We start from the raw sequence: 13,102 nt of genomic DNA, 5'->3' as shown, positions 1-13,102 counted from the left end.
TGTCAGGTCGAGCGCAGTCGAGACCTTATGATTATAAAATGAGATTAATAACCTCTCGACTGCGCTCGAGAGGACGGTCTGCTTCGAATCAAATTAACTATACACATGTTACCTACGCTCAAAACCCTTTCTATTTGTCTAATACTAGCTTTAACTTTCACCTCGTGCAAAGCTCAAGATCCAGCTTATATTTTTACCTATTTTAAAGGAAATGGAGAAGACGGTTTGCATTTAGCCTACAGCACCGATGCTTTACATTGGCAATCGTTGAATGATGATCAATCGATTCTTACACCTGAAGTTGGCGAGCAAAAATTAATGCGGGATCCTGCAGTGATCAAAGGTGGCGACGGCATCTATCATATGGTTTGGACCACCGGCTGGACCGAACGTGGAATTGGTTATGCTTCTTCTAAAGATTTGATCAACTGGTCTGAGCAGCAGCTTATCCCGGTGATGCAACACGAGGAAACAGCACGTAATTGTTGGGCTCCGGAAATTACCTATGATGCGCAAAACGATGAATATATGATCTACTGGGCGACTACCATCCCCGGATTGTATCCTGAAACGCAATCTGAAAAAGATGCCGGTTACAATCACAGAATGTATTATACCATCACCAAAGATTTTAAAGCGTTTACCAAGGCCAAGGTTTTATACGAACCCGGTTTCAATTCGATAGATGCGACGATTCAGTGGGATGGTGAAAAGTATGTGATGTTCTTAAAAGATGAAACCCGCGAACCTGCACGTAAAAACTTAAAAGTAGCTACCGCACAAACTTTAACCGGACCTTATTCTGAAGCGAGCGCTCCCATCACCGGGAAGTATTGGGCAGAAGGTCCTACCGCGATTCAGAAGGATGGCAAGTGGTTGGTGTATTTTGATAAGTATACAGAGCATCAATACGGGGCTGTACAGTCAACCGACTTAAAAAATTGGACTGATATTTCTGATCAGGTTTCTTTTCCTGACGGCATACGTCACGGTACTGCGATACAGGTTTCTACTGAAGAATTGAAAGCGATTCAGGAAGCATTTCTCGATAAATAAGATTTAGAAGTACAAGCACGCAATATAATCGCGCGCTAACATTTAGGTTTTTGAATCGTCATGCTGAACTTGTTTCAGCTTCTCATCAGAGATGCTTCAAGAATCAACTCCAGCTCTTCGTCGCTATCAATCCAATCTTCTGGAGCTTTTCACGACTGTTTTGAACCTTAGGAAGCTATGATTCCTTCTAATCTTTTCGATATTGATATATTCAGTAATTCAGAATTTTTAATTCATAATCAGAAAAACGGTTCCAGGCCTTCCCATTTTACGTCCCAGCTGCCGTCTTTTGGGAAACCGGGATTTTTAGTTTCAGCACCATCCCAACCCGCGCACATCATTGCCACTGCGGTGAGTAAACCGCCATTACCAGGCATATATAGCGTTAATCGTTCTTCTTGATAATTGTGACCATTTTTAAGATAGGTGTTGGTTTGTACATCCATAAATAAGGCATCCACAGCTTTTTCAGGCATTCCTAAACGCGCAGCGGTCATCGCAGTCATCGGAAAATCCCAACCCCAGGTATCTTCCCAAGTCCATACTTCCCAAACTTTATCAAACGTATTGCGCATCGTGACTTTATTCAGTAAGGACGTTTCCGGCAACATGCCATAGGCTCCAAAAACCGAAGGGTGGTCGGTCAAGAACTCGGGATTGGTGTAGGAACCTGTGGCGCTTTCCGTGGCCAAATAATAATCTTCCTGAACCGGCAAAGCCGAAAGTTTTTCCAGAACCTCCGTCCATTGCTCAGGAACCGATTCGCCAACGCGTTCTTTCCATCTTGAAGCGGTTTTGAGCGCCCAATTCCAATACGCGAGTTCGTAGGTTGGATTGAAGGTTTCGGTCTTTTCAAAACGCTCCTGTGCAGGAATTACCGGTGGCCCCAATACATAGCGATCATTTTCTTTATCATAATCGGGAAACGAAGCCATAAAATCTGCGGTAGCAAAAACGCGTTCTTTGTATTTGTTGAGCGTTGCTTTGCTAGAGTCTGCCCGGTAAAGCAGTTCGGCAAAGGTGATGAAATGCGGTTGTTGCCAAACCAGAAAAGCACCTACAGATGAAGGACCTTCATCTCCGTACGGATCGGTCATTTTTTGCCACCTCGCACCTTTGAATCCTTGACGTTCCGCCAGGGCTTTGGCATTATCAAAGGCACTTTCATACCAGTTTAATGTGTTTTTTAAATATTGAGGTCTGCCCCAAAGTGCGTAGTGAACCCCGTGCCACCAATGCATTTCCAAATGCGGCTTCCCATACCAACTGTTATACGTAAGTCCGGTTTCTTGCGGTGGCATTTTTCCGGCAGTTTGTGCTTTGGTCAAGTATTGGGAGAGCACCACACGACGCTCGAGTTCGTTTGCTCGCGGATTGGTACTTCCTGAGAAATCTACAATTCCGCCATTAGACCAATAGCTTTCCCAAGCTGTTGCGCTATTTTTAAAAATGGTTTCGGTAGCGTTCTTTCCTTTCGGTTCTGAATCTGCAAACGTGCAGGTTAATGCGATTTGGTCTCCTGTAGGTTCCACGAGAAAATAGTGTGCTTTCTTTTCAGAAACTGTGGCCGTTCCTTCCCAATTTAGAGCAACTTTATAGTTCAGTGAATCCAACTGACGTTCGATCAAGGCAGAAGTATCATCTTGCGCTGCTATACTGCTTTTATAATGTTTTGGATTTTCCCACTGCGTGCCATAATCGGTCCAGGCAGCAGTTGGGGCCGCAAAACGCAGATGTATTTTCAATTGGCCACTTGCAATTAAGGCTGAATTTACCTGAACGGCGATGGCGTCACTATCTGGAGCGCTGGCGGTTTTCACTTGCACAGGAATACCTTCAACAACAAACGAACTGGTGAGCAGGCCCGTCCATAAATCTAAGGTTTGATCAATATCGCTGAGGTCTTCCGGTTTAACCGGAGTTCCATCCTTTTTGGTGAGTTCAAACCCCAGATTTCCTAAATGTACCCGATGCGGATTTGACCGAAAAAATTCAACAGCTTCCTTGGCATGTTGTGGGCTTTTTATCTGCGTGGCATACGATACTTTTCTTCCGTTTTGATCATAGTCTTTTAAGGTTTCTTCAAACGAATAGCCTTGATCGTTGGGCTTTGCATTCCAACCCCACTCAGACAAGGTTCCTAAAGGGATTCCTCTTTGATAATATTCCGGAAAGCTTTGCAGTCCCGTGACGTCTGTGGTAAACGCAAAAGCACCGTTGCCCAGGGTTAACGAAGCAAGCGTATCTACTTCAGAAATGTGCACGTGGTGCCTGGTAACTAGCGCTTTTCGGTCTATAGTGTTATCTGCGGTTTCCTCTGTATGTTCTTCTTTTTTGCATCCGTAGAGGCTAAAGGCCAAAACGATCGTGGTGATCCAGAATGTATTTTTCATTTTCTTATGTTTTCAATAAGGTGATACTCATCAGCCCGATGATCACATCATTTGCCTGCGCTTCGAGCGTTAGTTTTTCTAGTGTTTTTTGTGGGTTGAGCGGAAGGTCGAGAATCGTTCCTGCGCCGCCATCAATTCCGTAATTGGTAAAGCCGTGAATGTTGATATAGTCCTTGAAATCGCGTGTGATCTCGCCGGTTTTAAAAATCACCCGAGGTGGTTTGGGCGCACCGGTGGTAAACGCATAGCCATCGGTAAAATAATCCTGCTCGATAGGCCACCAGTTTTCAGGGTTTTTAAGTTCTAAAACTGTGGTAGTTCCATCAGTATAGGTGACAGTTACTGTGCCATTTACCAGTTGGGTTTGCATCGGGTTGGTGGTTCCTGCCATCATCAAATACGCGTGGGATGCCTTGCCTCTAAGCGGAATAGTGATCGAATCTGGATAGTTGTCCCATTTTGAGGCGAATGCAATATTGAGCGCATTTTCTTCTGAAGATGTTGCGTAAAGGATTTCATTAGATCCCTCAAGAACTCCGGATTTGGAAGCCTTGCGAAGTCCGCTATCATCCAGATGAATATCCTCAGCGACATTGGGATAACACCAATTGCCAACGCCGGTAGTAGGGAGTTGCAGGGTAGGAGATTGGGGGCGCGGACTCAAATACTGCTGCTGAAATATTTCGTCTACCCTTGCATTAAAAAAGCTACTGATGTTTGGCATCGTTTGCTGCTTTTTGCTGGAGTTTGGAATATCCCAATTGGTGAATGGCAGCTGAATTTTTTCTCCCGAAGCAAAGCTCAGCTCAAGCAGGTTTGTTCCCGGAAAGCATTCCGCCAGTGCCAATATTATAGTTGCTGATTCTTGTGCTTTGAAACTTATCTGTTGCGCAGCTGTATGGTTGATCTCTAAATCACCGGAAACCTGTGCATCGGTATTGTTTTGAATAGTAATCACCAAGTGGTCGTTTTCCAGTTGTGTAGATAGGATTTGAAATTTCGGTTTTACTTCAATATCTATCGGCTGCCACCACGTCATTTCGTTTTGTTTCAGTTTTACAAAAAGCATCTTGTGTCCCGTTTCAGAAGCGACCTGCGCGGTCAACTGCTGCGTTGCACGTTGTGGATTTACCAAAATCTGCTGCGGATCTTTAAGTTCAAGTAGTTCAGCTTTATTTGATGTGAGTTTAAAAGTTGCTCCTTGCGTATAAAAAGCGTTGCTCTGAAGTTTTTCAGGCGTAGTGCCTTCAGTAGTGACCTGAATCGTATAGTTTTTATGAATCCCTGCCGGAATTAAAATTTTCGGTTTACCAATGGCTTCAGCGACCAGTTGATAATTCACCGAATTTCCATTGACTAAAACCGCTTTGATAGCTGTGGTATTGAGGCTCAATTCCAGCTCCAGATCTACATCGGTTTTAAATTTATTAGTAATCGTATAGATTGTAGTGTTTTCGGTTTTTTCGAAAGCAACATCAAGGTCAGGAAGATTAAGACTGGCGTGATCCCATGCTTCCGGAAAGCCCGGTTTTATTTTTAGTTTGTGCTCTAAAAGATTGGGTTGAATACCAAAAAGTCCTTCTACTAAGGCCCGGGAAGCTACCCCGATCGGGTCGGCAAAATCCCGATACAATTCCCCTCGAATCGCATCATAAAAGGATAACTGCTGAAAGCCACCCGGTGATGCGCCCAAATACATACTCTCCACCAAAGCACTTTCAAAAAGTTTATAACCTGCTTCGGGATTTCCACCCTGCCAGAAGGCCAGTGCAGTGTTGAGGTTTTCAGCAAGTGCTACATTGTTTACAGACCAAGTGTAGGGTTGCCAGTTTGTGGTGGAAACCAATTCGAGATCTTCGTGCGGAAGCCCTTCTGCCTGCACCGGAATATGCGGAATTTCCTTTTGTATATAATGTAAGGCTTGCTGCTGCTGAAATGTATCAGGCACTGCTTTATCGATGGCGTGATACACCGTCCAAATCCCGGGAGACTTGTGAAGTAATTCATTGCCCAAAGCATCTTGGTATTCGGCATACACCCCTTGATCCGGAAGCCATAATTTTTGCTGAATGGCTTTTTTTATTTTTTCGGCTTCATCTAAATAAGTTTGCGGATCTTTACCTAAACGCGCCGCCAGCTTTGCTGCCAAAGTATTCGCGCGATAATTATATGCCGAAGTATACGTGACCGCACCGTCACTGTATTGCAACGCGTCGCTCGCCCAGATGGCTGCATATGCATCATACAAATCATTATCGTTAGTGTCGTAGTTACGCTTTTCCCAAGCCAGATGCCGCTCGATCACCGGAAAGATTTCCTCTAAAAATATAGGATCGTCATTCCAATGGAAATAGGTAAGGAGCTGGTCTATAAAAACCAAATTCATATCATAATGATGCGCGCGATCATTGCGGTTGGGATGCCTGCTGATGTAACCTTTACTGAACATCGCCGTGCCCAAAACCTCTTTTTGTCGGGCAAAATTACGACTGCTGTCAAGTACCACAGGTCCGCGTTCGGGTTCAAGTACTTGAGAATTTCCGTAGCTTTTAAAATGCGTTTTTGCGCGATCGTGCCAACCTAACAAATCTGCATTATAGGCTCCGCGCCAAGCGTTGAGGTGCATCCGCCAGGCTACGGCACCGTGTAAAAAAGCGGGATCCTCCCAAATCGCATCTGCCGCTGTAGCCAGTGCACCACCTAAGGTATTGAGGTACGAATCAGGAGTATTCAGTTTAATTCTGTTTGCTAAGGTATCTGCTTTGAACTTTGCTTTTTTATAGGCTGAAGCACTACTTAATGCTTTATCAGAAGTATCGTTTATCGTATGCTCAATGTTCCAATAATACGTTTGTGCGGCTGATCGTTCAATCTTTCCATACACGACAGGAAGGGAATCTAATGTAGCTTGTTGAAGTGTCTTAGGGTTTTGAATAGCGTGAGCACTTCCTAAATTCAGTTGCCCTTTAGGAACAATTGCGGTTAGCGTTTTTTTATTGGTCTGACTGTTTCCATCCCAATTAAACTGAAGCGTAAATCCATTTTCTTTGAGTTCATAAGAATTGTGCCGGGCATATTCTTGTTGTAGATAAAATACTGATTCCGGATCCGCGCCAATATCGCCATCACGATGGAATTTCTTTCCGCTGGCACCGCCAAAAAGCCAATGAAGACCAACAGCTTCGGGAATGTTTTGTTCTTCAACATTTAAAAGAAATCCTTCCGTTTCTGCTGAAGCCAAAACCGTAAGTTTTAAAAATCCGTTGCCTAAGAGTGCATCACGAATTTCATACTCCATCATTCCGGGAGTGTATTTGGTTGTAATAGTGTCGGCTTCAGTGATCCATTTCGATTGTGTTCCCTTAGAAATTCCCAGTTTAAAATTTCCACCCATTCCAGGCAGGTATAATGCAAATTCCGGCAGGTCACCGGTTTCTACTCTAAAACCGGTATTGGTACCGTACAGAGCACGATTGAATTTTCGAGAACCATTAACCAGAACAAAACTGTTCCCCTCAGGTTTGTAATGAATTGTTCTTGGTTTGTTATGCCAATATTCCTGTTTTTGCTGGCCGCGTCCTGACCAGGTAAAGCCTACTAAAAACAGGATAAAGACTGGTTTTAAAAAACGTTTGGTGTTACTGGCGTGCATCTCGATCAGTCTATAGTTTCCGGAATCAATTTTATGTTGGGTTTTGGAGCTTTTTTCATTCCATAGCCCATATAAAAACCGGTATGCGGCGGCTGATTGTAGCCTACATTTTGCCAAGCGATGCTCAAACGGTATTGCGGGTCGTGCATCAATGTGTACATCCGGTGCGCGGTAGGAATGGTGGTGGAGTAGATGCGCATCTCGTCACCCTCTTTACTTGGGAGGAGTAATTCTTCACGCCAATCTCCTAGAATATCAGCACTTAAGGAAGGTGTCGCTTTACTCCCTCTTGACCACGTAGCACCATCGGCATTGAATAGCATTCCTTTTCCATATTTAGCAATGTAGGTACGGTCTAAAAGTTCGCGGCTAAAATCGCCATCCCACCAGATCAGGAAGTTGGCAGATCGTGGTGCTTTACCAATTGCATTTCCTTTAATGTCGTGTAAGTCTCGGGAACCCAACCACCACATTTGTGCACCTACGCGAGTGGTGTCTATATTGGCTGCTACACCGCGACCAATATCGCGATTGGGTTCGGCGGTGTATAAGACGGTTCCATCTTTTATAGAAAAGAGCGCAATTCCCGGACCTTCCGTTCCGTTTTCGATCTCGTGAATTCCAAAACGTTCTAATCCGGGGACATTGGGATCCAGATCACTTACGTGAATCGCGTCACCGTGTCTAAAACCGGTGGAATACATTCCCGTGCCGTCATCATCAACCGCCATTGCGCCGAAGATAATTTCATCTTTACCATCACCATCTGCATCTGCAACCGAGAGGTTATGATTTCCTTGTCCTGAATACGGGTTTTCGCGGTTTTTACTATCAAATACCCAGCGAGAGCTGATCTTCTTATTTTTAAAATCAAAAGCGGCAAGCACGGTGCGGCCATAATAGCCACGTCCCATTACAAAACTAGGATGAATTCCGTCTAAATAGGCTATACAAGCGGTAAAGCGATCTACGCGGTTCCCGGTATTGTCGTTGCCCCCGTTTCCACCGTGACCACCCCATTTGCTGATGTCACCACGCGGTGCGATATAATCGGTAGTGGCAAGTGCTTTCCCGGTTTGACCGTCAAAAACGGTAAGATATTCGGGACCTTTTAGGATCTTTCCGTAGGTTCTACTTTTTTCATCAGTATCGCGCCAGTCGGCTTCCGGATCGCCTATGACATTACCTAATGCATCGGTGGTGCCGTCTGCTGTTTTGCAGACCATTTCGGCTTTGCCATCACTGTCAAAATCGTAAACCAAAAATTGTGTGTAATGTGCTCCTTCCCGAATGTTTTTTCCGAGGTTGATTTCCCATAATAGCTCGCCAGACAACTCGTAGGCCTGAAAAATAGGGTCGTCTGTTAGTCCGCGATGGGAGTTGTCGTGCCCTCTTCCCATCTGGTGAATAACCAACTCGTATTGCCCATCTCCGTCAAGGTCTGCGGTGCTGGCATCCCCGGGAGCGTAGCCTTCAGGAGTTTGCAGCGGAATACTTAGATAAGGTTTGTGCTCGGCATTTGCTTCAATACTGAACGCACCGGGCTCTTTGGTTTCTTTTCCGTTTAAAACGGCAGTCACAAACCAGGTGTTTTTTTTAGACCAATCTACATCAGCATCAATAAAAAATGTACCGCCAGAAATAGATGCTGTATTCAGTTTTTGAGGTGTTTCCTCGCCGGTCTGGCGGTACAAATTAAAATGAAGTTCGTCAGGGTCTGTGCCTAAAACCCGCCAGCTGACTACCGCAGTCTGATCTTCTTGCGGAATGACCACCACGCCACGGTCTAAGTGCTCCATAAGACGTTGTGCAATGCAGGCTTGAGATAGACAGAGTAAAACAATGATTAGACCGTATTTTTTAAATCGAAAGCTCATACTTAAGGTGTTTCCTGTGGTTGAAAGGTGTAGGGTAAAGACTGGTTTTCTGCGCTAATCGTGAAATAATCGGGCAGTACGCCGGGATCAATTATAAACAGTTTTAACTGATGTTTTCCGGGATTGAGTTTTTGAAGGTTTACTGAAGCGCGCGCCTGATTACGCAAGACGTTGGTCTTCCAGTTTTCGTTTCTTCCTTTTGTTTTAAAATCGATAATTTTTATGGGTTGATCGTCCCATTGAACGCCAATTTGCAACTTCTGCTCACCCGTGATTGGGTGATTGGGAACAGCGGTAAGCGTAAGGACAGCGACTTCAAGACTTTGCTCAAGATTGATGTCATAATGCAAAACCGGGTTGCCTGTAAAATCTGTATCTGAATACGCTTTTTGAGTAACAGGCGTGAGTTGTAATACAGTTTTAGAGTACCCCAAACCTGTTAATTCCTGCGGAAAGCCTTCTTCAAAATTTGCTGCATCAGAAAAGTCAGCCACCTTCCTTGAGATCACGGGCTTTGAATATTTCTGAATTACATCTTCATCAGCAAGTACGGCATCGGGTGCTTTGTAAACCGGTAAACCGCGTGGCGCACTGTGCATCATTTTATTCCATTTACCATCAGCGATCTGAGTGTTGTATTTTTTAGTGAGCTCCTGAATCTGCTGTTGTTTTAGCGCGATGGAATCCTGATAGTTTTGCATTAATTCTGGATTCTTTTTCGCATTGAAACTCGCTAAATCCCGATATAAATATTTATGATTCATTGCTGAAGCGCCCAAAATAGGGTAGGTCACGAGCTGAAACCAAGCGTCTTGTTGTGCATCATCTATTTTATTGGTGAGTTCCTGAACTTCGTATTCCAGTTGTCGATAGGCAGCACGCCGCTGTGGATTTTCTTCTTCTAAACTGAATTCTGTCAAATGTGTGGGACGCGTAGGTTCGGTTTGACTCCACCCCATAAATTCAGGTTTTCTGAGCCAGGCGAGATCGTAATAGGTTTCCCGCAGGCTGCTAATTTCGGCTCCTAGATCACTTCCGAAGATTCCTTCGTAGAAATCAGTCATATGTTGTTTGTAGCTATCCGGTTTTCTAAAGGATTCGGGATCAAAAGCGAGATCCATAAAGAATTCCATAGTGTATTCTGCAGGTTTAAGATCGCCTACGTTTAGAATCCAGATCTTGTCGGCGCCTGTGTCGTAGGCTTTGAGCATTTCTTCTCTAATGAGTGCCGGGTGTGTGGTGCTCAACCAGAGATAATCGTGTGGTCTTCCCCAATACGAAGCGTGATAATATACGCCGCTTCCGCCGCTACGTTGGCGTTCTTCAGCATTACTTAACCGGCGAATGTAGCCGTAGTTGTCGTCGGTCCACATCAGAGTGATGTCTTCCGGAAGTTCGAGGCCATACTCATAAAGATCCAGCACTTCCTTATAAACAGTAAATACTTGTGGGATTTCCTCTGGATTCCCAACATGATTTTTTAAAAGTTTCCGTTGATCCTGAATGATTTGATTGAGAATATTCGCGGCGTCTTCCGTGCTTTTTGCGCCCGCCATTCCGCTGTCGTGTACGCCACGCATACCCACGGTGTAAATTCCGTTGGCGTTTTGAGCTTCTTCTACGCGATCTTCCCAATATTTGAGCACTTTCTCTTTATTGCTGAAATAATTAAAACCACCCATCGTATCATGATCCCATTCGTCAACATTGTTGCGTAGCATCGGCTCGGCGTGTGAAGAGCCTAAAACGATCTCATAGTTTTCGGCCATTTTTAGATTACCCGGATAGTGAAAAAAGGCTTTGGTGCTGGGGTGCATCGCCGGCCAGATGGCATTAGCTTTTAGACGCAATAGCAATTCAAAGATCTTGGCGTAGGTTTTAGGACCTATATCACCGGTTTCGGGTTCAAAGGTATGCTCGGCCCAAGGTTGCAAACCCCAATCTTCATCGTTAAGAAAAATACCACGGTATTTTACTTTTGGACTTTTAGACTGAAATGAACTGATCTCAAGTGTCAATTCTTCTTGCTTTTGAGAAACTACGTCAGCCCACCAGTACCAAGGAGAAACGCCAATTTTTTCTGAAATGTCAAACACGCCGTAAGCGGTTCCGCGGGCATCTGTACCTGCAATAAGCAAAGCATTTGTAATTGAGCTGTTTTTCGGTTTTATAAGTTCGATGCTGTAGCTTTCCCAAGCTGATTGTTGAGGTTTGCTGACTTCTGAAAAGCTTTGAATCAAATCAGAGGTTTGATTAGCGATAACGATTGCGTTGCCTGATATAGCATTTTGGTTTGTGGTGACTGTGGGTAAATATCCACTTACGCGCTCAATATCTTCAGCGAGTAAATGTGCAGCAATAGAATCAAGTGCAACTCCGTCTTTATCATAAATAATACTCACTTTTTGACGGTCTGTTACCAGCTCAAACTGATTTGTAGCTTGTGAGCAGGCGGCAGTGAACTGAAAAACACAGAGAAAAAAAGCAAGGTCACTTAGAAAGTTCAATTTCATATTAATCTTCGTCATTTGCGATGTACATGGATTTAGGGAATTCAACACCCGGCGCATTTTCAATAGTTAGCGTAGAACCATCGTTGATATCGAGGCTCACATTTTTAAGCGTCCAATCTTTACTGTACGTTATTTGACCGGCTTCTTGTGCAGCAATATGTACATCAGTCAGTTGAATAGTATTTACTGTAGAAGTTTCCATTCCGTTGACGTAAATGGCGCGTTTTGCACCTTGAACCTCAATGTTTGAAATGCTAATGTTTTTAAACGTTGGAATTCCTTTTTCGGGCGGAGTAACTTCTTCTAATAAGGTTTTCCAGCGTTTTGGGATGGAATCGTAATCATAGCCCTCCGGTAATTTGGAGTAGCTGTATGAAGGATTCCAATTCATCGAAACTTCCATAAAAGTCCCCACGCTATCCATCTTGATATTTTGCATATGAATGTCTTCAACGGTTCCGCCACGGTTGGTGGCTGATTTTATTTTGAGTCCGGTTTTGGTTCCTTTTCCTTGAATATTAGAAACAAATACGTGCCGAATATCTCCACTCGTTTCACTACCAATGGTCGTTAAGCCAGATCCTGCAAGGGCGATACAATCTCTGATCACCACATATTCGGTAGGACGATCAACTCGTAATCCGTCCCAATCCCGTCCTGCTTTCAAGCAAAAATTATCATCATTACAATCGATATCGCAGTTTTGCACTAAAATATATTTAGAGCTGTCAATATCGATCCCATCGGTACTGGGGCCGTGACCGCCAATATTGTTGCGAATGGTCAAGCCATCTACAGTGATATGGTTAGAGTAGAGTACTTGCACCGTCCAAAAACCTGCGCGCTGAATATTTAGATCTTTTAGAAATACATTTTCGGTATTTTGAAGGAGGAAGGTGCGTGGGCGTTTGGCATCATAATCTACGATCCAGCGTAAACCTTTGGGTTCATATTCTTCGCGTAAGTTCCAATAATAATCCCAATATACTTTTCCCTGGCCGTCCACCAATCCTTCACCATCTATTGTTACGTTTTTTTGATCCAGCACATTGATGAGTGCGGCAGGCCATTTCATTTCGATACCGGCAACGCGTGTATCAATCTCGGGATAATCTTCAATAGACTCGCTACCCAAAATTTTCACCCCTTCCGGAATATTGAAGTGTACATTTTCTTTGATAAAAATAGAACCGCTTAGATAGGTTCCCGGTTTGAACGTGACGGTTCCGCCTCCGTTTACCGCTGCAGCATCAATCGCTTTTTGAATAGCAGTAGTAGTTAATGCGCTTCCGTCTGCAATAGCATCGTAGTCATTTACATAGAAAACTTTTTTATTGAATTCGATCTCCTCAGCGCCTACTTCGCTGATCCACTCAGGTGTAGAAGTTTTACTTTCAGAACTATTTTCAGAAGCCTTAGGCTTTTTACAAGAAAAGAGCATTAAGCACGTAATTAGCGAAAGTATGGGCGTGGAATTTATGTTCATCATGCAATAAAAGTAAAATTAACTGTAAAATATACGTTTTATTGATCTCGAGCATCCTGTCCCTACCTGTTCCAGTTCATTTTATTAAAAAGAAATGGCCGTCAGTTGAATAAGTATTTTATTTT

Annotated in this window: 6 protein-coding genes; 1 reads left to right on the top strand and 5 read right to left on the bottom strand. The window is 43.9% G+C overall.

Features of this window, described 5'->3' with window-relative positions; genetic code table 11:
• The first annotated feature begins 105 nt into the window (after window positions 1–105).
• Window positions 106–1,056 carry a glycoside hydrolase family 43 protein gene (locus HCN54_RS10385; protein ID WP_167597742.1) on the top strand — a complete coding sequence of 317 codons (951 nt, stop codon included), beginning with the start codon at window positions 106–108 and terminating at the stop codon, window positions 1,054–1,056.
• Window positions 1,057–1,295: 239 nt separating this feature from the next.
• On the opposite strand, the gene HCN54_RS10380 is transcribed toward HCN54_RS10385, so the two are convergent.
• Genes HCN54_RS10380 through HCN54_RS10360 form a run of 5 tightly spaced genes read right to left on the bottom strand, consistent with a single transcriptional unit; the run spans window position 1,296 to window position 12,932 of the window.
• Window positions 1,296–3,449, bottom strand: a complete 2,154-nt coding sequence (locus tag HCN54_RS10380) for a hypothetical protein (RefSeq protein ID WP_167597741.1) — start codon at window positions 3,447–3,449, stop codon at window positions 1,296–1,298.
• A gap of 4 nt (window positions 3,450–3,453) precedes the next feature.
• Window positions 3,454–7,101, bottom strand: a complete 3,648-nt coding sequence (locus HCN54_RS10375; protein WP_167597740.1) for a DUF4450 domain-containing protein — start codon at window positions 7,099–7,101, stop codon at window positions 3,454–3,456.
• Between the two features lie 5 nt (window positions 7,102–7,106).
• Window positions 7,107–8,978 (bottom strand): rhamnogalacturonan lyase, encoded by a 1,872-nt coding sequence (locus tag HCN54_RS10370; protein WP_167597739.1) that lies wholly within the window; start codon window positions 8,976–8,978, stop codon window positions 7,107–7,109.
• A 2-nt stretch (window positions 8,979–8,980) separates the two neighbouring features.
• A complete protein-coding gene (locus HCN54_RS10365) occupies window positions 8,981–11,506 on the bottom strand; it encodes a glycosyl hydrolase 115 family protein (RefSeq protein ID WP_167597738.1) in 2,526 nt (841 codons plus the stop codon).
• On the bottom strand, window positions 11,493–12,932 hold the full coding sequence (locus HCN54_RS10360) for a glycoside hydrolase family 28 protein (protein WP_240924862.1): 1,440 nt from the start codon (window positions 12,930–12,932) through the stop codon (window positions 11,493–11,495). The genes HCN54_RS10365 and HCN54_RS10360 overlap by 14 nt, the downstream gene beginning before the upstream one ends.
• Between the last annotated feature and the right edge of the window lie 170 nt (window positions 12,933–13,102).

It is taken from the genome of Leeuwenhoekiella sp. ZYFB001, assembly GCF_011784865.1.
In the GTDB taxonomy this organism is placed as follows: domain Bacteria; phylum Bacteroidota; class Bacteroidia; order Flavobacteriales; family Flavobacteriaceae; genus Leeuwenhoekiella; species Leeuwenhoekiella palythoae.
The sequence above is the reverse complement of the archived record's forward strand: the minus strand, read 5'-3'. Positions and strand labels throughout refer to the sequence as shown.

Coding starts and splice junctions, on each gene's coding strand:
- HCN54_RS10375 (WP_167597740.1), bottom strand. CDS start 7,101: ATGCACGCCAGTAACACCAAACGTTTTTTAAAACCAGTCTTTATCCTG.
- HCN54_RS10385 (WP_167597742.1), top strand. CDS start 106: ATGTTACCTACGCTCAAAACCCTTTCTATTTGTCTAATACTAGCTTTA.
- HCN54_RS10380 (WP_167597741.1), bottom strand. CDS start 3,449: ATGAAAAATACATTCTGGATCACCACGATCGTTTTGGCCTTTAGCCTC.
- HCN54_RS10360 (WP_240924862.1), bottom strand. CDS start 12,932: ATGCTCTTTTCTTGTAAAAAGCCTAAGGCTTCTGAAAATAGTTCTGAA.
- HCN54_RS10365 (WP_167597738.1), bottom strand. CDS start 11,506: ATGACGAAGATTAATATGAAATTGAACTTTCTAAGTGACCTTGCTTTT.
- HCN54_RS10370 (WP_167597739.1), bottom strand. CDS start 8,978: ATGAGCTTTCGATTTAAAAAATACGGTCTAATCATTGTTTTACTCTGT.